Here is a 20,336-nt window from a genome sequence, read left to right as displayed (position 1 = left end):
ATGACAGTTGCCACCCGTCCGGCGTTTCAATGGGGGAGCGTAGCAAAAAGTCGGGATTGGGGCGTGGAAGCCGGATTTCGGCGGTTTCCGCTCGACATTCACCCGTTCATCCGGATAAAATGCGAGAAGGCGGTTGCGATCTGTCGGCGGAGCCTGTAAAAAGGGGTCTCAGGCAACCGTTTTGTTCAGGCATCTGCCCGGTGACAGGGCGGCCGCACGCGGGTGTGCGAGACCGCGAGCCGAGCAGGTGTATTTTCCTCAAATTTTGGATGGAAACAGATTTATGACTACCCCGACCAACCGTGACAACTATCTTTTCACCAGTGAATCGGTCTCGATGGGCCACCCCGACAAGGTTTCCGACCGCGTGTCGGACGCCATTCTGGACACGCTGCTCGCAGCGGACCCGAAGGCTCGTGTGGCCTGCGAAACGCTTTGCACGACCGGCCTGGTCGTGGTCGCCGGCGAGGTGACGGTGCACAACGAGAAGGGCATCAAGGCGTTGCACGACGTGGAAGACACGGTTCGCGATACGCTGCGTGAAATCGGCTACACCGACCCGGCGATGAAGTTCGACGCGGACTCGTGTGCCGTCATCCGCACGCTGCACGGCCAGTCGGAAGACATCGCCATGGGCGTCGACAAGGAAGGCGCCGGCGACCAGGGTCTGATGTTCGGCTTCGCCTGTCGTGAGACCGAGAGCCTCATGCCGCTGCCGATCGACCTATCGCATAAGCTCGTCGAGCGTCACGTCGAGGTTCGCCGCAACAACGTGATCAAGGGCCTTCGCCCCGACGCGAAGAGTCAGGTCACCGTCGAGTACGACGCCGACCACAAGCCGGTGCGGATCGACACGGTGGTGCTCAGCACGCAGCACACCGCCGACTGGAACGGCGAAGCGAAGCAGAAGGAACTCAAGGAAGCCGTCATCGAGCACATCATCAAGCCGATCCTGCCGGCTGAGCTGTTCGATGAAAACAAGGTCACGATCCACGTGAACCCGACCGGCCAGTTTGAAATTGGCGGACCGCACGGCGACGCGGGCCTGACCGGCCGTAAGATCATCGTCGACACGTACGGCGGCCGAGGCCGACACGGCGGCGGCGCGTTCTCGGGTAAAGACCCGTCGAAGGTCGACCGCTCGGCGGCGTACATGGCTCGCTACGTGGCGAAGAACATCGTCGCGTCGGGCTTGGCGGAGATCTGCGAAGTGCAGTTGAGCTACGCCATCGGCGTCGCCGAGCCGACGAGCGTGCACATCGACACGTTCGGCACGGGCAAGATCGAAGACGCCCGCATCGGCGAACTGGTCCGCGAACTGTTCCCACTGACGCCCAAGGGCATCATCAAGCATCTGGACCTGCTCAAGCCGATCTACCGCGAGACGGCTGCCCACGGCCACTTCGGTCGCGAGCCGCAGGCCAACGGCGCGTTCAGTTGGGAGAAGACCGACCTGGCAGACAAACTCGCCGAATCTGCGGGCCTTACCGCGACGGCCTGAACGTGACGGCCGCAGCTTGCTGAGTTGTGGCGAATAAAACCGATACCCCACCCGCCCCGGCCCGTTCGCATTTATGTGAGCGGGCCGGTTTTTTTGTGCCCAAGCCAGCCGACCTGCCAGCGATGGCCATCATCAAAGAACATGCAAGACATGAAAACCGATACGACCCGCATAACCGTAGGTATGGGTGGTGAGACCGGTACTCAGTCGTCGAGATGCTCGACGGCGAACGCGTTGTTTAACTGGCCAGGCATTTAGTGTTCGCGGCGCATGAGGCGCGGCGAACCGGCAAGAAGAAGGAGAGATGCAAGGATGTTTAGAAGCATGTCCAAGGGAATTATCAGTGCCACAGTGCTGACCATCCTGTTGATGATCATCGGCTGCGCGACAGTGGAACGTCATCCGGACATACCCGCCAATGCGATGCTCGGGGCGGAAGGGAGTGAGCGGCTTTCATACAGCGTACCGGAGAACGGGCAAGCGTACGTCTACGACGCGACGAGAGAGCAGATGGTCTACGCCGGTCGGGTGCAAAAGGGGGAAACGGTGATTGTTGACACGGAGCGCGGCCGTATCACGGTCGATGGCCGACCGGTCGCTGAGGAAGCGTTGTATAGCGGCAATCAGCATCGCCTCTTCTTCCTTGAGGAAGGCGACGTGCAGCGACGCACCATTGAGACACAGGAAATCCGCGTCGAAGAGACGCGCTGATATAGCACGCTGTTGACGGTTGCGGGCCACCGCGTTGGCCGTGCGATGATACGGCCCGTTCGCTTCATGCGAGCGGGCCGTTTTCGTTTGTATTGCCGGGGTTACTTCACGCCGCACGGAACTCGCTTGTACGTTCGCTGCGTCGCGGTCCGCTTATTGCGTTAGAAGCCCACGGCGTGACGCCGTGGGCGTCAGCTTCACGTTGGGCTCGTCATGCGTCAGTTGATAGAATGCCGCTCTTCATGGCGCAACTCCCCCCCATTCACGTTGAGACGGTCTCCCTTTCCAACCGCAACGCCCGCGCGGATCACATCGTGCGTCGTTATGGCAAGGCCCTGACCGGCCGTGTGCTCGACGTGGGCTGCGATATGAAGCGGATCAAAAAGCTGCGGCCGGAGCTGGACTACCTGGGCATCGACATCGGCGGCGAGCCGGACATGCAGGTCGACCTGCAAGCGGCGGGCAAGCTGCCGTTCGATGACAAGTCGTTCGACACGATCGTGTGCACCGATGTGCTGGAGCATCTGGACAACCTGCACCAGATTTTCGCCGAGTTGGTGCGCGTGTCGCGCGGGAAGGTTGTGCTGTCGCTGCCGAACTGCTGGTACACGTTCCGTCAGCCGATCCGCAAAGGCCGGGGTGAGATTCGCCACTACGGGTTGCCCGCCGAGCCGCCGGCGGACCGGCATCGGTGGGTGTTTAACGTGGAAGACATCGCCCGCTTTCTCACCGACAAACAGGACCCGCTGGGCTACCGCATCGCAGAGATGTCAGCCAGCGTGAACCCGGGCGCGAAGAACACGCTTCGGCGATTCATTTGGCCCAAACGGGCGTTTCTCAATCGATATGCCCACACGCTATGGGCCGTGCTCGATACGTCCGGCTGACTCGAAAAACCCGATGCATGCCGGGTCGGCGTGTGATATAACCGACTGGATCGTCCCACATCAGGAGAGGCACCCATGGCACGCGTGACTATTGAAGAACATCCGCTCGAGCGGTCGGCGACGGAAGCGGAATATCGACACATCGAAAGTGGCGACGTTCTGTTTTTCCCCACCACGCCGTTTGAGATTTCCGACGAAGACCGCCAGTTTCTGCTCGCGCAGAAGCAGTCGGAGCGGTTTCACAAGAACATCAGCTATCGGCCGAAGCAGGATCGGCTCAAGGGCGTCGACGCGGACAACTCCGAAGCGTTCGCGAAGATGCACGACGTGATGCGTCGCTACTCGCAGCAGGCGATCGACTTTTGCGCCCGCTTCCTGCCGCAGTACGCCGAGCAGTGGCGGATCGACTACGCCAGCTTCAGGCCCATCGAGGAGAAGGGGCGGAAGGTCAAGTTCAAGGCACGCAACGATCTGATCCACGTCGACTCGTTCCCCACTCGGCCGTCGCATGGCAATCGGCTGATGCGGATCTTCACGAACATCAACATGGACCGCGAGCGCGTGTGGGTGTCGGCGGGCACGTTCGAGCAACTGGCCGAGCGGTATGCGAAGGACGCCGGCCTGCCGCAGCCGCCCTCGGCGATCACGAAGCTCGGCCGACAGGCGGTCTCAGCCATGGCGAAGGCGGGCCTGCCCGTGATCGATCGGCCGGACTACGACCGATTCATGCTCAAGTTCCACGACTACCTCAAGCACCATCCCGAAGTGCAGGACCACGCGAAGGGCGAACAGTGGGCCTTCCCGCCCGGCTCGACGTGGATGTGCTTCACCGATACGACCAGCCACGGCTGCCTGTCGGGGCAATATGCCCTGGAGCAGACGTTCATGGTCGCCCGCGAAAGCCTGGCAGCGCCGGACGTGGCGCCGATCTCCGTGCTGGAGCGGATGGCCGGCTTCCCGCTGGCCGAGACGCGCCCGGTGGCGTGAGTTGCTTAAGCCATGTGTCACGGTTGATTAAGCACTAAATTAATTAAAGCCCACGGATGTAGCGCAGCGAATCCGTGGGCTCTTCTCAATCCCAGAATTGACGCTGACCAGCGGGCACCCGAATCGCCCTCGCCCACCTGCCAATTCGGCACGCCCGCCTCTGGCCAGCCCCCACTTCGACAGCCCGACTGGCCTCCGTGGCAGTTCATTTCGATGTGCGTATAGTGCGTAAACATATGTAAAATAACATTTTGAGACCCATCTGCCCCGTCTCCGCCTCCATGCTCCCTTCCGGCATCGCCATTGCATCTTCTCTCCTACCATGGTGAGTGTGCGCTCTGTCAATCCGCCGCGGTTCAATGTTCTGCTGACGCAGGACCGCGATCATGCTATTGAGCATTGGACGCGCCAGCTCCCGCGCCTGCTCGAGCCGCAGGGGGTCCATGCCCACCTTGCCCGCACCGGCCGCGAGGCCGTCGACCTGGCGACCCGCCTTGATGTGCATGCCGCCGTGGTCGACCTGCTCACCCCGGCCGACGACATGCGATCCGCGTCGCGCGACCCGATGCCCGGCGGCCTCTGGCTGCTCCAGGTCCTCCGCCGCAAGCCCAACCGCCCGCCGGTCGTGGTCGTCGCCAACGATGCCTACACCCTCCGCCAGGCCCAGCGCTTCCTTAACGAAGCCCTCCGCCTCGGCGCGTTTTCCGTCATCAATCGGCCGGTCGACCTCGACCCGCTGTTGCAGGTCATCCGTCGACTGATCGACCGCCGCTATGCCGGCGCCTGGCCCGCCGGTCGAACCGAACCGAATCAATCCAACGACGTTTTTTCTTCCTCACAACCCAAGCTGGACAAACCAGCCGACTGAAAGGAGAGCCATCGATGAAAGTACGACCGCTCGGAGATCGCATTCTTGTGCAACGCGTGGAGCCGGAGACCAAAACGAAGTCCGGTATCTACCTCCCCGAATCCGCGACTGACAAGCCCCAACAGGCCAAGGTCATCGCGCTCGGCCAGGGACGACTGCTCGACAACGGCGAGCGAGCCCCATTCCAGGTCAAAGAAGGCGACACCGTCCTCCTCGGCAAGTGGGGCGGTACGGAAGTCAAGCTCGACGACAAGGAATTCGTCGTCCTCGGCGAAGACGAAGTCCTCGCTGTCGTCGCCTGATTCCGGCAGTGTCGCAACCCGGTAGTTACCAAGCCGAGGGCTGAGCATCGCGAAGCCCCGGATTTTCCAACACGAAATCAACCACACACCATACAAGGAGCATCCAAATGGCTGCTAAGACCATCAAGTTCGACGCCGAGGCGCGCGAAGCCATTCGCCGCGGCGTCCACAAGCTCGCACGGGCCGTCAAGGTCACGCTCGGCCCGTCCGGCCGCGTCGTCATCCTCGAAAAATCCTTCGGCTCGCCGACCGTCACCAAAGACGGCGTCACCGTCGCCAAGGAAGTCGAAGTCGAAGACGCCATCGAAAACATCGGCGCCCAAATGGTCAAGGAAGTCGCTTCCAAGGCCTCCAAGGACGCCGGCGACGGCACCACCACCGCCACCATCTACGCCGAGAGCATCTTCACCGAAGGCCTGAAGAACATCGCCGCCGGCGCCAACGCCAACCAGATCAAGCGCGGCATCGACAAGGCCGTCGAAGCCATCGTCGGCGAACTGCGTAAGATCTCCAAGAACGTCAACTCCTCCAAGGAAGTCGCCCAGGTCGGCACCTGCTCCGCCAACCAGGACGAAACCATCGGCCAGATCATCGCCGACGCGATGGACAAGGTCGGCAAGGACGGCGTCATCACCGTCGAAGAAGGCAAGAGCCTCGAAACCTACGTCGACCTCGTCGAAGGCATGCAGTTCGACAAGGGCTACCTCAGCCCCCACTTCGTCACCGACCAGGGTCGCATGGAAGCCGTCCTCGAAGACGCTTACGTGCTCATCCACGAGAAGAAGATCAGCTCCGCCAAGGATCTGATTCCCATCCTCGGCAAGGTCGCGGAAAGCGGCAAGCCGCTGCTCATCGTCGCCGAGGACATCGACGGCGAAGCGCTGACCACCCTCGTGGTCAACAAGCTGCGCGGCGTGCTCAAGGTTGTCGCCGTCAAGGCGCCGGGCTTCGGCGACCGTCGCAAGGCCATGCTCGATGACATCGCCACCCTCACCGGCGGCCGCGCGATCATGGAAGAGCTCGGCATCGACGTCGAGAAGCTCGAACTGTCCGACCTCGGCCGAGCGAAGAAGCTCGTCGTCGACAAGGAAAACACCACGATCATCGAAGGTGCCGGCAAGACCAGCGACATCAAGGCCCGCATCGAATCGATCAAGCGACAGATCGAAGGCACGACCAGCGACTACGATGCCGAGAAGCTCCAGGAGCGTCTCGCCAAGCTCGCCGGCGGCGTGGCCCAGATCAATGTCGGTGCCGCCACCGAGTCGGAAATGAAAGAGAAGAAGGCCCGCGTGGAAGACGCGATGCACGCCTGCCGTGCCGCCGTCGAAGAGGGCATTCTCCCCGGTGGCGGCGTCGCCATCCTTCGTGCCCGCCGAGCGCTTGACAACATCAAGGGCCTCGTCGGTGACGAAAAGGTCGGCGTCGACATCATCCGCCGCGCCGTCTCCGCCCCGATCAAGCAGATCGCGGTCAACGCCGGCCACGACGGCTCGGTGATCGCCCAGAACGTCGAAGCCAGCAAGGACGACGCGTACGGCTTCAACGCGCTCAGCGGTGAATACGGCGACATGCTCAAGGCCGGCGTCCTCGTCCCCACCAAGGTCGAACGCGTCGCGCTGCAAAACGCCGCGAGCATCTCCGGCCTGCTGCTGACCACCGACGCCGTCGTCGTGGAACGCAAGGACAAGAAGAAAGCCGCCGCCGGCGCACCGGGTATGGATGACATGGATTATTGATCCATGTGGTAGAATGCTCGCTCAACCGGGCGGGCAACACTGTGAGAAGTTTTTAGCAGCGGGGCCGCGCAAGCGGCCCCGCTGTTTTTGCGTTCCTATAACGCGGAATCCATGGTCAGTTAGGATGTATTTAGTGGCTCAATTCCAGAAACAACACTTTATTCCTCAATTCTATTTGCGAAATTTTTCCGACGAAACCGGGCGTCAAATTAGCTTGCTTAACGCTAAGACAGGTCGGTTTGTTTCTGGGGCATCAATTCGCCATCAAGCGCAGCGACGCAACTTATACGAAAATGTTGAAAACGAAAAGCTCTTGGGTTCGTTCGAGGGGGCCGCGGCTCCGATTATTCGAAACGTGATTGAAACTCACCAGCTACCCGAAAAAGGGTCTTTTTCTCATTTTATTTTAGTTGCCTTTCTTATATTAATGCACGCTAGAACACCAACGCATATGGATGAAGCGAGTCACGGTCTTGCACAGCTTATGCGCGAGGCGATCAAGGGGCATCCCGATGCTAACGATCTCGGCGATCTAACGAATTTATCGTTTTCCGGTACGTTGGAGATGCATTTTTCAGCTGTCTTTAATTCGCTGCCATACGCAATCGATCTTCAGGCGGGTTTAATCCAAAATAAAACAAACACGCCATTCGTAACGTCTGATCATCCATGTGTATTTTGGAATCCGTTCTTAGAAAGAAAAGTAAAATGGGCATCGATTACAGGTGTTGCTAACAAGGGGCTAGTGATCACGTTGCCGTTAACGCCATTTCTATGTCTTGTTCTCTTTGACGATGGCACCTACAAGTTGGGCGGTCGAAGCCGCATTCTGAGTCTCAATAACTTGAATAATATTCGAGATATCAATGTACTCCAAGGAGTTAACTGCAGTCAGTTATTGTTTGGTGGGAGCGGGCTGCTTGCGCCGGGTGAGATGCGGCGCGCAATCGAAACCGCGAAGCCATTCCGATCCTCACGATGTCGTATGGTTGGAAGGGGAATGGTCGTAGATTCAGAAAATGATTCTCAGGGAGAAATGTTGCATTATCGAAAATGGGAGCCACGAATTAATCTTGAGATTCCAGGGTTTCGGCTTCTCAAAAAAGCTACTAGATATCAATTAACTGGCAGTGCAGCAGAACCGAGAAATCCTGAGCTTTTCAAAAAGATGAGGGGGTATGAGCCAAGTTGGCAAGGTAGCATGAATATTGATGAGGTCATCGATGAGATTCGGAAGGAAATGAAATGCAAATAGGCGGGAGAACGTCGGCTGCCCCGAGTGAGGGTGCCCCGAGGATGGGTGCCACACAGCATCGCGCAGCGTGCTGTGTGCCGACAGCAGTTTGAGGCTCCTTCACACAGCACCCTTCGGGATGCTGTGTGGCACCCGGCCCACAGATTCTGCTGACGAGGCGGCGAAAAGAGCTTGCGCCTAGCGTTTCGACTCTTGCGCGTAGGATTTCGACCCTTGCGCGTAGGCGCAAGAAGCTTATGAGTAGGTTTTAGAGCCTTGCGCCTACGCGCAAGGTGCTTATGAGTAGGTTTTAGAGGCTTATGAGTAGTCTTTAGACGCTTGCGCCCACTCACAAGAGGCTTATGAGTAGATTTTAGAGCCTTACGCCTACTCACAAGGGGCTTATGAGTAGGTTTTAGAGGCTTATGAGTAGTCATTAGACGCTTGCGCCTACGCGCAAGCGGGGTCGCGGGTGGGGTGATGCGGGTGGCAGTGCGGAAAGCGGGATTTTCTCGGACGGGTGTAACAAGGGCAGACGTTGGGCGGTGGGGGGTTGCTTTTGTGACGCTTGTGAAGGGGAGGGGGATCATTACTTCATGCCCGCACCGTGGAACAACTGGTATCACTGCATGGGGAACACGTACGGCACGTGGCTGCCGGGGGATCCGCGGGGGTTTCGGACGCGGCATCATCGCGAGCATGTGGAAGGGGACTACAAGTTTCCGCCCCCGCCGGGCATCTACGACGATCTGTTCGAGCGATCGAAGCAACTGCTCAAGCGGCCGACGGTGTATTTCCCGGCGGAACTTCGCCCGGCGGTCTGCCGACTGTTCGCGGATACGCTGCGCGACGATTACAAGGCCGAGGTGGTGGAGTTAAGTGTGGGCGGGATTCACTATCACCTGCTGGCGCGGTTCGTGCCCGTGGGGATGGACCCGTATGAACATCTGGAAAACCTGGGTATCAAGCTCACGCATGCGCGGAAAAACGTGTCTGATTCAAAAGGCGCGCACACGCCGAAAGCCCCGCCCCGCGGGGGCGGGGGCCCACGCCCCGGCGGGCGTGGGCTTTCGGCGCGTGGACGTTCAACAGGTGGGCATTCAACGCGTGGGCTTTCGGCGTATGATCACGATCCGGTGCCGCGTCGGATTCTAGGCCTCGCGCGATCATGGGTGACGCATGAACTGAAGCAGCGGGGGCACTTTTGCGATGTGCCCGCGGGGCTGTGGGCGCGTCGGCCGAAGGTTGAACCGATCCGGAATCGTGGGCATCAACTTGCTGCGGTGAACTACATTCGTCGACATGCGACGCAACACGGTGCAGTGTTCTCACAGCTTTTATGATGGACAAGCGGTATGGCGTCGGCGGCGCAGCAGGGTGAAGCCGGCGAGGGTAAGCAACGTGGCGGCTGTGCCGGGTTCGGGGATGACGCCGATCAGTTCAAACGCCACCAGTCGATTGGCGCTGATCAGATCGATCGGGTCGGACCAGTCGACGATGCCCAGCAGCGACCAGTTGCCGTTGGGCAGTTGGGGTCCGAGGGTGAGCCCTTCGAGGTTGCCGATGGGGTCGATGGGGGCGATGGGGTCGATGGCGCGGGTGGCGGACCAGAGCAGGGACTTGCTTGCCGGGGTGTAGTTCTGCCCGATGAGACCAGCCATGTCGGAGACGTCGGTGGCGTCGTTGAGGTCGATCAGGAAGATACTGTTGCGGTAGGCGGAGCTGAGGTTGAAGATACCCGCCTGCGCGAAGGAACGTTCGAGGGCGAGGAGTCGGCCGTCGTGCATAGCGACCAGCTCGACCAGCCCGCTTCGGCTGCGGGCGCCGGTCTGTGTGGGGTCGTCGTTGGTGCTGCGGTGGACGGGGTTGGTGATGTAGGCGTATTGCGGGCCGGCGGCGACGTTGTTGCCGTCGACGTCGAATTGTTGAAGTCGGACGACGCTGCCAGCGCTTGTGCTGGACAGTGAGCCGTCGACGGTGAGTGCTTCTTCGTTGGCGGTCCACATGACCTGCCCGTTGGGTTGGCGGGTGAGTGATTCGAAGCCGTAGTTGCTGCGGATGTTGCTGAAGACGCTGGGGATGCTGACGGTTTGCATCAGCGCTCCGTTGGCAAGGCTGTATTCGCGGACGCCGGGCATCGGCCTGTTTTCATCGGAGATGAACACGCTGTTGCGTTGCGGGTTGGTGTAGGCGATGCCTTCGTGGTCACGGCTGTGGGCGAGGGTGAGGCCGCCGGCCACGCTGGCCGAGGCGATCGAGCCGTTGGCGCTCAGGTCCACCTGAAGCTGGACGAGCTTGTCGGAGTTGTCCATGACGGCCCAGTAGTTGTTGCCGCCTGTCCAGGTGATGCCGCTGAGTCCGTCGATGTCGAACACGTTGCCGTGCTGATCGGTGGTCGAGCCCGGCAGGTCGAACGTGCCGCGATAAACGATGGACAAATCGTCCGCAAGCAGCCCGGCTGGATTTGAAAGCAGGGCCAGCATCACCGCGGCAACCGTGAGGAACAGTCTGGTGCGGATCACAGGGTGCAGGCGGATTGCAGCAGCGTGGGTGGTCAATGTCATCGCCTCCAGGTGACGTTGAATGTGTGGCTGTTCAATATAGCACGCCCATGGCGTCAAGTCAGCCTATGGCGCCCAGTCAGCCGAAACTGGCAATTCCTGTGAGGCCAATGACGGCGCAGGGCGAATTTGCCCGTATGCTGGGGGCATGATGACTTTTCTCTATATCGTGCTTGCTTCCGTCGTCGCCATGCTTGCGGGGGCGGGTGTGTTGCATTTGTTGCCGCGGCTTGGCGGTGTGGGGCGTCGCGTGTCCGCTGCTTTTTGTCGTGCGCCGGCGCTGGACATCGCCATCACCTACTTCCTCATCGGCCCGCCGCTCGGGGGGGCGATCGTCGCGGGCTGGCTGGGGCTGCTCGCGGCGGTGGTGGGGCAGATCGTCGGCCTGCAAACATGGGTCTTTCTTCACGAACTCGCCAACCCCGCCGCTCGCAAGGGGCCGCGCATCGTCAAAACGCTCAACCGCATCGTCGGCCGATGGCGAAACCACACCGCGGTCTGGATCACCGGGATTGCTGTCCCGCTGTTCTGGATCGTCCGCGTCACACAAATCATCGTCTACCCGCCGATCACCTGGCTCGTCGGCCTGCCCAGGTACCGCACGGGGGACTGGGTTAATGTCTCACGACACAAGTTCCAGGGCCTCGTCGGACACGACCTGATCTGGTGTCTCTACTGCGACTGGATGACCGGCGTCTGGTCGCTCGGCTCGGAAATGCTTCGCAATGTCGAATCATTCTGGTGCCCGATCCGATTCGACAGCAGCAAGAAATGCGAGAACTGCAAGATCGATTTCCCCGACGTGGAAGGCACGCCCCATTCGCCTGCGTGGGTTCCCGCGGACGGCAACATGCAGGATGTTACAGAGCTGCTCGAAAAGCAATACACCGGCAAAACCAACAACGCGTGGTTCGCTCACCCCGCCCGCCTGACCGTCAAGGGCGAGCCTGTGTCGGAACGCCCTGCCCCGTAGGGCTGTTCGTATACAATGATCCATTCCGCGGGGGAAGCGGGAACTGGCGGATTGAATCCGTGAGTTTCGGGTTATTCTTGACCGATTGTTGCATGAAAAAGAGAAGGTATTTGGCATGGCAGATCGTCCGAAACCGATGGTGTTGATCGTTCGCGATGGGTGGGGGCGGAATCCGAACGCGGCCCATGACAAGTTCAACGCAGTGAAGCTGGCGAAGACGCCGGTGGGCGATGCGCTGCTGCGCGATTATCCGTGGACGTTGATTCACACCAGCGGTGAAGACGTGGGGTTGCCTGAAAGCACGATGGGCAACTCCGAGGTGGGGCATCAGAACCTCGGGGCCGGGCGGGTGGTGGACCAGGAGTCGGTGCGCATTACGAAGGCGATCCGCGAAGGCGCGTTTTTCAACAACGAAGCGCTGGTCGAAGCGGTGGATCGTGCGAAGGCGAACGGCAAGACGGTGCACCTGCTGGGCATCGCGTCGGACGCGGGCGTGCACGGATTGCTGGATCATCTGTATGCGTGCATCGAGCTGTGCAAGCAGCGCGGGCAGACGAAGGTGGCGTTGCATCTGTTTACCGACGGGCGCGATACGGGGCCGTATTCGGGCAAGGGGTTTATCGAGCGGATTGAAGCGAAGTGCAAGGAATTGGGCGTTGGAGCGATTGCTTCGATCGTCGGCCGGTACTACGCGATGGACCGCGACAACCGTTGGGAGCGCGTGAAGCAGGCGTACGATCTGCTCACCGGGCGCGGCCCGGCGGAGAATCATGCGTCGGCGGGCGCTGCGGTTCAGGACTATTACGACCATCCGACGAACGACTCGCAGAACGGCGATGAGTTTATTACGCCGCGCACGGTTTCGCCGACCAACGATGCGGCTGATACGCGCATCAAAGATGGCGATAGTGTGATCTTCTACAACTATCGCGGCGACCGCCCGCGCGAGATCACGCGTGCGTTCATGCAGCCTGACTTCTATGGCAACGTTCCGCCGAGCCCGGACAGCGGCGAGAAGGGCTTTGACCGCGGGGATCAGCGTGATTTGCGCTATGTCTGTTTGACGGCGTATGAGGCAGGGTTTGCCGCGTTCCCGGGGCTTGCGGTGGCGTTTCCCAAGCCGCCGAAGATGACGGACATTGCGGGCGAGTATTTGAGTGCGAAGGGGCTGACGCAGTTTCGTTGCGCGGAGACGGAGAAGTTTCCGCACGTGACGTTTTTCTTTAATGACTATCGGGACGAGCCGTTTGAGGGTGAGCGTTGGGAGATGGCGCAATCGCCGAAGGTGGCGACGTATGACCTGCAGCCGGAGATGAGCGCGCCGCAGATTACGCAGATCGTGCTCAATCGCATCGCGGCGGAGGATTGTGAAGACTTCATCCTGGTGAACTTCGCCAACGGCGACATGGTGGGGCACACCGGCAAGCTGGACGCCGCGATCGCAGCGGTGGAGTCGGTGGACGCGTGCGTGGGCAAGATTGTCGAAGCGGCTTTGAAGCGCGGCGGGAAGCTTATCGTCACGGCTGACCACGGCAACGCGGAGCAGATGTTCGACCCGGACACCGGCGCGGCGCACACGGCTCATACGTTGTTTCCGGTCGAGTGCATCATCGTGGACCCGGATCGCAAGGCCGAGGCGACGGGCGATCCGGAGAAGGCGTCGCCCGCGCTGCATGATGGGGGCAAGTTGGCGGACGTGCTGCCGACCTGTCTTGCGATGATGGGGCTGGAGCAGCCGATGGCGATGACGGCGACGTCGTTGATTCGGTGATCGGCGATCGGCGGGGTGACGCGGAATAAAGCGTCCGTTGCGGCGGTTGCTCGCGTATAGTGTGAGGTTATGGAAAGCATACGAGTCATCTACTACCTGGCGATCCTGGGCTTGCCGCTGGTGGCGGGGCTGGGTTGGTGGTGGTGGGCCGACCGTCGGCTGCGCGGGCTGCCTTACAACTGGGGGTGGCGGCTGTTGATGGGGGTGTTCGTTGTTGTGTTCAGCGTCTGTTACCTGTGGCTGCTGGGCACGCGATGGATGGGTGTGGCGTGGACGCCGCATTCGTGGATTCTGGCGTACATGATGTTGTGGGGGTTGATCTTTCTGCCGTTCGTGGCGCTGCCGTCGATGGGGTTGTGGACGATCTGGCGGGGCGGGGGGTGGCTGATGCGGCGGGTTCGTCGGTGGGTCCGCAAGGCCGACGTGCCGGAGGTGGTCGAGTCGGCAATGCTGCCGAGTGATCGGATGACGCGACGACAGATGATGACCACGGCGGCGGTGACGTTGCCGATGCTCGCGACGTTGGGGACGACGGCGGTCAGCATTCCGCAGAAGCGGCGGTTTCAGATTACCGAGTACACGCTGCGGTTTGATGATTTGCCTGCGGCGTTGGATGGGATGACGATTGCGCATTTAAGTGATACGCATGTGGGCAAGTTTACGCGCGGCCGTATTCTGGACCGAATTGCGGACGCGACGAACGATCTTGCTGCAGACCTTGTCCTGATCACCGGCGATGTGATTGATAACACGTTGCACGACTTGCCCGAAGCGTTGCGGATGATTGATCGCATCGACCCGCGGTCGGGCCTGTTCGTGTGCGAGGGGAATCATGATCTGTTCGACGGGCGGGAGAATTTCCGCGAGGCGGTACGCGAGCACGGCACGCCGTTGCTGGTGGATGAGGCGCAAACGGTTCGTGTGCATGGCGAGCGGGTGCAGTTGATGGGCATTGCCTGGCACGGCCGAGGCAAGCCGATCGCGCCGCATGTGGATCGGGCGGTGGCGCGGCGTGATCACGATGCATTCCCCATCTTGCTGGCGCATCACCCCGATGCGTTTGATCGTGCGACGGAGCATCGCATTCCGCTGACGCTGGCGGGGCATACGCATGGCGGACAGTTGATGCTCAATGACGGCTTCGGGGCCGGCCCGCTGATGTTCAAGTACTGGACCGGGCTGTACGAGAAGGATCGCAGCAAGCTGATCGTCTCGAACGGCGCGGGCAACTGGTTCCCGCTGCGAACAAACGCTCCGGCGGAGATTGTGCACATCACGCTGAAGAAGGCGTGAGGGGGCGTTTCTGGTTTGGGGTTGGGATGAAGAAGCTCCCGGCTGCCATTGGTGGGCTTTATATCTGGAACCAGAAACGAGAAACTCCGCGCCGCCTGCGTTAAACTCATTGTTTGACCCGCCCGCCCCGCCATACCTGGAGGGAATCGATCGCCATGCCGAATAAGCGTTCCGCCACCGAAGACCGCGCTGCTGCCGACAAACTGACTGACGCGCCGATCGCCGCACCCGCAGGCTGGTCGTTGGACGCGGCCGGCGAGTTGTACGGCATTCACCAGTGGGGGCAAGGCTATTTTTCGATTAACGAGAAAGGCCACGTCGTCGTCCGCCCCGACAAGCGGGCCGAGCGCGAGGTGGACCTGAAACAGCTTGTCGATGACTTGCGCAAGCGCGATGTTCAGCCGCCGCTGTTGATCCGGTTCAGCGATATCCTCAGCCATCGACTGGCCGAGCTTGCCGAGGTGTTCAAGACGGCGATCACCGAGAACGAGTACCAAGGCGGCTACCGCTGCGTCTACCCGATCAAGGTCAACCAGCAACGCCACGTCGTCGAAGAGATTCAGGCGTTCGGGCAAGCGCACGGCTTCGGGCTGGAGGCCGGCTCGAAGCCGGAACTGCTCGCGGTGATGGCGATGGTGCAGGACGACGAGACGCCGATTGTCTGCAATGGTTTCAAAGACGCGCAGTTTATCGAAGCGGTCATCCTCGCGACGAAGATCGGCAAGAACATCATCCCGGTGGTTGAGAAGTATTCCGAGCTGAAGCTGATCGTGCGTTATGCGAAGCTGCATAACGTGAAGCCGAAGATCGGCATCCGCGTCAAGCTGTCGGCCCGCGGTGCGGGGCGATGGGAACAGTCCGGCGGGCCGCGGTCGAAGTTCGGCCTGTTCGTCAGCGAAGTGGTCGAAGCGGTGGACTACCTGCGCAGCGAAAACATGCTCGACTGCCTCAACCTGGTGCATTTCCACCTGGGCAGTCAGATCAACAATATCCGCAACATCAAAAGCGCGATCATCGAGCTGATGCGCGTTTATGTTGAGATCCATCGCATGGGCGCGGGGTTGCAGTACGTCGACGTCGGCGGCGGGCTTGGGGTGGACTATGATGGGAGCAAGACCAACTTCGCCAGCAGCATCAACTACTCGTTGCAGGAGTATGCCAACGATGTGATCTATCACGTGAAGGAAACCTGCGACGCGGCGGGCGTGCCGCATCCGACGGTGATCAGCGAATCGGGCAGGGCGATGGTCGCTTACCACAGTGTGCTGGTGTTCAACGTGCTCGGCTGGTCTGGCTTTGACAAGTTTGAGTTGCCGGACCGTCCGAGTGATGACGAACGAGCGAAGCTGCCTAAGGCGATCCAGATGCTTTTCGACTGCTTCCACGAGATCAGCGAAAAGAACCTGCACGAGTATTACCACGATGCGCAGCTCGCACGCGACGAAGTGTTGCATCTATTTAACCTCGGCTACTGCACGCTGGAGCTGCGCGGCCTGGCGGAGCGGCTGTATTACGGAGTGTGTTCGAAGGTGCTTGCGATCGTCCGCACACTGCCTTACGTGCCGGAGGAGTTTGAAGGCCTGGAAGCCGGGCTGAGCGATACGTACTTCTGCAACTATTCAATTTTCCAGTCGATGCCGGACGCGTGGGCGATTGACCAGTTGTTTCCCATCATGCCAATCCATCGGCTGGAGCAGGAGCCGACCTGCCAGGGCATCATCGCGGACATCACCTGCGACAGCGATGGCAAGATCGACCAGTTTATCGGCGAGCAGGACGTCAAGCCTGTCCTGGAACTGCACCCGTACTCGCAGGGCGATGACTATTATCTGGCGACGTTTCTCGTCGGTGCATACCAGGAAATCCTCGGCGACCTGCACAACCTGCTCGGCGACACGAACGCGGTGCACGTGAGCATCGACGAACAGGGCGAAGTCGAAATCGAGGAAATCGTCGAAGGCGACACCGTCACGGAAGTGTTGCGATACGTGCAGTTCGACACGGAAGACCTGCGACGGAACTTCCGCAAGTCGGTCGAGCAGGCGCTGCGCCAGAAGAAGCTGACGCTGGAAGAGTCGCGCGTGCTGCGGCGGTTTTATGAAGATGGATTGCAGGGGTATACGTACCTGACGTGAGCGAGATCATATAGGCTGGTGCATTATGCTGGCGAGGACCCAATCATGATTAGGCGAGGGGCTATTGCAGGTGCAGTCACTGGTTGTGTGCTTGGAGTCGCCGCAATAAGCGCCTATGTGGTTTTGATGGTTATGGCCTTGGAGCCAACCTTCTCCACTGGTGACGTTGTCAGTGGTATTTTTGAGATTGCTCTCGTTGGAATTGCGAGCGGTTTGGTTGGCGGCATATTCGGCGGCACGGTGGGTTGGATTGCATATTTGCTTGGTGCTCGTTGAATTCGGTGTCGAGGCACCCAACGATGTTCCTCACCCTGCCGCAGCGGTGTTCAACTGGTCGTTGACGCGTTGCCAGAAGGCGGCGACGGTGGCGGGGTCGCGGTCGAAATAACCTTCGAAGAAGCCGGGACGGTTCAGCGGTGGGGGGTAGGCGTAGCGTTCGTCGTCGTCGCCTGTGGTGGTGATCCAGTCGGCAGGCTCGCGGGTGTCGACGAGTTCGAAAACGTCGGGCGGGAAGAGCGTGGGTTCGCCGAAGTCGTTGAGGATGCGGTAATCGTCGGCTTCAATGCCGATGACTGCGTAGAGTCGGCCGGGCGTGAGGCCGTGTGTTTCGGGGCCGGGTTGGGTGTGGCGTACGATCATGCGCGTGCGATCAGTTTACGTTTGAACTCGAATCGTCCGCGGGCGATGACGGCTGAGGGGTGAAGGTGGTTGGGAGGCGGTGGATTGTCATGCGGGTTGTTGGCCATCTCGTGCCTGCAAGCGTATCCGGAAGTGTGATCAGTCGGCAAGGTCGGGCGGGCAGGGCAGACGCCGCGTTACTACACTGGCGGGCATGTTCGACCTGCTTCCGCTGCCTGTGATACCCGATGGCACGCCGGTGTGGTGGTATGTCACGGCCATGTGCCTGGCGGTGCTGCTGGTGGGCATCTCGAAGGCGGGCTTCGGCGGTGGTGTGGGGATTGTGGCGCTGCCGTTGGTGGCGAACGTCGTGCCGGCGGACCGGGCAGTGGGGGTGATGTTGCCGTTGTTGATTGTGGCGGACGTGTTCGCGGTGGGGACGCATTTTCGCAAACAGTCTCGGCGACATATGAACTGGCTGCTGGTCGGAGCGATGGCGGGTATTGTGCTCGGCTCGGCGGTGCTGTGGGAGTTGTCGGAGCGGGGGACGTTGACGTTCTGGCTGAATTTGTTGGTGGGGTCGCTGTGCCTGGTGTTTGTGGTGCTGCAGTGTTATCGCATGGTGGGCGGCGCGGTGCCGCGGATTCCGCCGGGGCCTTGGGGCGGACGGGGGACGGGGTTAGCGGCGGGGTTGACCTCGACGTTGTCACACTCGGCGGGGCCGATCGTGTCGATTTATCTGTTAGAGCAGCGGATGGCGAAAGCGGCGTTGGTGGGGACGATGGTGCTGTTTTTCATGATCACAAACGTGGCGAAGCTGCCGACGTTTGTCTGGTTGGGGTTGATCAACCCGGCGACACTGCTTGAGGGGTTGTGGTTCGTGCCGATGATCCCGGTGGGGGTGGTGATCGGGATATGGATGTACAAGCGGATACCGGAGCGGCCGTTTGTGGTGGTGATGTATGTGGGGGCGGCGCTGGCGGCGGGGAACATGTTGTGGGAGGCGGCGAACGGGTAAATGGTGGGGTTTGGGTTTTTGGAATCTCGTTTCTCGTTTCTGGTTTTGAGTTGGGGGGGTGTTGATGGCGTGTCATGTGGCGATTTTGCAGCGGCCTTATGTGCGGGCGGTGCTTGCGGGGCGGAAGACGGTGGAGAGTCGGCTGACGAAGTCGGCGGTTGAGCCTTATGGGGTTGTGCGGACGGGGGAGCGGCTGTTTATCAAGGCGTCGGGCGGGCCGTTCATGGCGACGGCGGTTGCGGGGCGGGTGATGTTTTTTGAGGCGTTGACGCCGAGTGCGGTGGTGAGGCTGCGCGAGCGGTTCGACGCGCGGGTGTGTGGGGATGATGTGTACTGGCAGGCGAAGCGGGCGAGCCGATATGCGACATTTGTTGAGTTGCGTGAGGTGGCGGCGTGCGATGTCGGGCCGAGCTATGGGCGGTCGGCGTACAAGGCGTGGCATGTGCTGGCGGACGAGGCGAGCCCGTGGCTGGAGGTGGCGTTGACGGCGGGGGCGCTGCGCAACGGATATGTTTCGGTGGCGGGGCGTTCACGTTTTTTCGGTGAAGGCACGTTTGAGTTGATGCTGCCCCGAGGGGACGTGGTGCAGACGACGTTGTACCGCGATCAACGGGTGCGATGGCGTGGTTGGCGGGCGCTGTTTGCCGACGCTGGGGTGGTGGCGGGCGATCGGGTGCGTTTTGTGATGCTCGGCGGGCGGCGGTATGGTGTGGCGTTCGCGTGTGCGAATGCGAAAGGGCTGCCTTGATGATAGATACCGATGTGATGCTGGACGGATTCGCCTCGGCGGACGATGTGGCGGGGTTGGTACAGCGGGCGCGGGAGGAAGACGTTGGCCCCAACGGGTTGGATGTGACGTCGCGGGTGTTGATCGCAGCGGAGCGGTCGGGCGACGCGCGGATGGTTGCACGCGAGGCGGGTGTGGTGGCGGGGTTGGCGGTGCTGCCTGCGGTGGCGAAGGCGTACGATGGGCGAATCGAAGTAACGTGCGGGACGCGCGACGGTGCGGCGGTGGTGTCGGGGCAGACAGTCGCGCGGTTTGTCGGCCCGGTGCGGTCGCTGCTGGCGATGGAGCGGGTGGCGTTGAATTTCGTGTCGCATCTATCGGGCATCGCGACGCATACGGCTGCGTATGTCGCGGCGACGAAGGGCACGAAGGCGCGGGTGTGCGATACACGCAAGACGCTGCCGGGCCTGCGATCGTTGCAGAAATATGCGGTGGCGTGTGGCGGGGGGGCGACGCATCGCATGGGCCTGCACGATGCGATGCTGATCAAGGATAATCACCTTGTTGGGGTGTCGCTTGAGGCAATGACGGATACGCTTCGCGATGCGATCGGGCGGGCGCGGGCGATGTATGCTGATCTTAAGTTCGTCGAGGTGGAGGTGGATACGCTTGAGCAACTCGAGCATGTGCTGCCTTGCGGTGCAGAGATGGTGCTGTTGGACAACATGTCGGTGGAGCAACTGCGGCAGGCGGTGGCGATGCGCGATGCGGCGGGGGTGGACGTGCTGCTGGAAGCGAGTGGGGGTGTGACGCTGGATGCGACCGCCGCGATTGCCGCGACGGGGGTGGACCGTATTTCCGTGGGCGGGTTGACGCATTCGGTGCGGGCGCTGGATTTCGGGTTGGACATGTGAAGCGGTGGGGCGGGCGGGCGAGTGGCCGCTCGGTGTCACCCCAAAGGTCAGATTATCCAACTGGCAGGTCGTCAACCCATCAGATGAGCACCTCGCT

19 protein-coding genes are annotated in these 20,336 nt (G+C 60.9%); 17 read left to right on the top strand and 2 right to left on the bottom strand.

Annotated elements, in window-relative coordinates:
* The first annotated feature begins 283 nt into the window (after positions 1 to 283).
* The 9 genes from metK to ACERK3_02365 all read left to right on the top strand — a co-directional run bounded on the left by metK (position 284) and on the right by ACERK3_02365 (position 9,572).
* Entirely contained in the window at positions 284 to 1,501 is a 1,218-nt protein-coding gene (gene metK / locus ACERK3_02405) for a methionine adenosyltransferase (GenBank protein ID MFA9477138.1), read from the top strand.
* Positions 1,502 to 1,825: 324 nt separating this feature from the next.
* Positions 1,826 to 2,212 (top strand): hypothetical protein, encoded by a 387-nt coding sequence (locus ACERK3_02400; protein ID MFA9477137.1) that lies wholly within the window; start codon positions 1,826 to 1,828, stop codon positions 2,210 to 2,212.
* Between the two features lie 242 nt (positions 2,213 to 2,454).
* Positions 2,455 to 3,099, top strand: coding sequence for a class I SAM-dependent methyltransferase (locus ACERK3_02395; protein MFA9477136.1), 645 nt, complete (start codon positions 2,455 to 2,457; stop codon positions 3,097 to 3,099).
* A gap of 75 nt (positions 3,100 to 3,174) precedes the next feature.
* Positions 3,175 to 4,086, top strand: coding sequence for a Kdo hydroxylase family protein (locus ACERK3_02390; protein MFA9477135.1), 912 nt, complete (start codon positions 3,175 to 3,177; stop codon positions 4,084 to 4,086).
* A gap of 331 nt (positions 4,087 to 4,417) precedes the next feature.
* The gene (locus tag ACERK3_02385; GenBank protein MFA9477134.1) at positions 4,418 to 4,954 is read left to right on the top strand and encodes a response regulator; all 537 of its coding nucleotides are present in this window, start codon (positions 4,418 to 4,420) and stop codon (positions 4,952 to 4,954) included.
* Between the two features lie 14 nt (positions 4,955 to 4,968).
* Positions 4,969 to 5,256, top strand: a complete 288-nt coding sequence (gene groES / locus ACERK3_02380; protein MFA9477133.1) for a co-chaperone GroES — start codon at positions 4,969 to 4,971, stop codon at positions 5,254 to 5,256.
* A 107-nt stretch (positions 5,257 to 5,363) separates the two neighbouring features.
* Complete coding sequence (groL, locus tag ACERK3_02375) at positions 5,364 to 6,995, top strand: chaperonin GroEL (GenBank protein ID MFA9477132.1); 1,632 nt, start codon at positions 5,364 to 5,366, stop codon at positions 6,993 to 6,995.
* 133 nt (positions 6,996 to 7,128) lie between these two features.
* Complete coding sequence (locus ACERK3_02370) at positions 7,129 to 8,250, top strand: DUF4238 domain-containing protein (GenBank protein MFA9477131.1); 1,122 nt, start codon at positions 7,129 to 7,131, stop codon at positions 8,248 to 8,250.
* A gap of 575 nt (positions 8,251 to 8,825) precedes the next feature.
* Positions 8,826 to 9,572 (top strand): hypothetical protein, encoded by a 747-nt coding sequence (locus ACERK3_02365; GenBank protein MFA9477130.1) that lies wholly within the window; start codon positions 8,826 to 8,828, stop codon positions 9,570 to 9,572.
* Here ACERK3_02365 and ACERK3_02360 read toward each other — a convergent pair.
* The gene (locus tag ACERK3_02360; GenBank protein MFA9477129.1) at positions 9,567 to 10,793 is read right to left on the bottom strand and encodes an esterase-like activity of phytase family protein; all 1,227 of its coding nucleotides are present in this window, start codon (positions 10,791 to 10,793) and stop codon (positions 9,567 to 9,569) included. The two genes, ACERK3_02365 and ACERK3_02360, sit on opposite strands and share 6 nt — an antisense overlap.
* Before the next feature lie 145 nt (positions 10,794 to 10,938).
* Here ACERK3_02360 and ACERK3_02355 point away from each other — a divergent pair, with 145 nt between their 5' ends.
* From ACERK3_02355 to ACERK3_02335, 5 genes are all read left to right on the top strand, one after another.
* Complete coding sequence (locus ACERK3_02355; GenBank protein MFA9477128.1) at positions 10,939 to 11,763, top strand: hypothetical protein; 825 nt, start codon at positions 10,939 to 10,941, stop codon at positions 11,761 to 11,763.
* Between the two features lie 115 nt (positions 11,764 to 11,878).
* Positions 11,879 to 13,534 carry a 2,3-bisphosphoglycerate-independent phosphoglycerate mutase gene (gene gpmI, locus ACERK3_02350; GenBank protein ID MFA9477127.1) on the top strand — a complete coding sequence of 552 codons (1,656 nt, stop codon included), beginning with the start codon at positions 11,879 to 11,881 and terminating at the stop codon, positions 13,532 to 13,534.
* A 69-nt stretch (positions 13,535 to 13,603) separates the two neighbouring features.
* On the top strand, positions 13,604 to 14,827 hold the full coding sequence (locus ACERK3_02345) for a metallophosphoesterase (GenBank protein ID MFA9477126.1): 1,224 nt from the start codon (positions 13,604 to 13,606) through the stop codon (positions 14,825 to 14,827).
* 155 nt (positions 14,828 to 14,982) lie between these two features.
* Complete coding sequence (gene speA, locus ACERK3_02340; protein MFA9477125.1) at positions 14,983 to 16,962, top strand: biosynthetic arginine decarboxylase; 1,980 nt, start codon at positions 14,983 to 14,985, stop codon at positions 16,960 to 16,962.
* A 45-nt stretch (positions 16,963 to 17,007) separates the two neighbouring features.
* Positions 17,008 to 17,238, top strand: coding sequence for a hypothetical protein (locus ACERK3_02335; protein MFA9477124.1), 231 nt, complete (start codon positions 17,008 to 17,010; stop codon positions 17,236 to 17,238).
* A gap of 30 nt (positions 17,239 to 17,268) precedes the next feature.
* Here the strand turns inward: ACERK3_02335 and ACERK3_02330 are convergent, their stop codons facing one another.
* Entirely contained in the window at positions 17,269 to 17,601 is a 333-nt protein-coding gene (locus tag ACERK3_02330; protein MFA9477123.1) for a hypothetical protein, read from the bottom strand.
* Between the two features lie 193 nt (positions 17,602 to 17,794).
* Here ACERK3_02330 and ACERK3_02325 point away from each other — a divergent pair, with 193 nt between their 5' ends.
* The 3 genes from ACERK3_02325 (at position 17,795) to nadC (ending at position 20,239) form a co-directional block, all read left to right on the top strand.
* Positions 17,795 to 18,598, top strand: a complete 804-nt coding sequence (locus tag ACERK3_02325; protein MFA9477122.1) for a sulfite exporter TauE/SafE family protein — start codon at positions 17,795 to 17,797, stop codon at positions 18,596 to 18,598.
* A 76-nt stretch (positions 18,599 to 18,674) separates the two neighbouring features.
* Entirely contained in the window at positions 18,675 to 19,346 is a 672-nt protein-coding gene (locus ACERK3_02320) for a hypothetical protein (protein ID MFA9477121.1), read from the top strand.
* Positions 19,346 to 20,239, top strand: a complete 894-nt coding sequence (gene nadC, locus ACERK3_02315; GenBank protein MFA9477120.1) for a carboxylating nicotinate-nucleotide diphosphorylase — start codon at positions 19,346 to 19,348, stop codon at positions 20,237 to 20,239. The genes ACERK3_02320 and nadC overlap by 1 nt, the downstream gene beginning before the upstream one ends.
* Positions 20,240 to 20,336 lie beyond the last annotated feature (97 nt).

The organism is Phycisphaerales bacterium AB-hyl4, from assembly GCA_041821185.1.
Lineage (GTDB): Bacteria > Planctomycetota > Phycisphaerae > Phycisphaerales > Phycisphaeraceae > Natronomicrosphaera > Natronomicrosphaera hydrolytica.
This window is presented reverse-complemented; position numbering and strand designations above follow the sequence as displayed.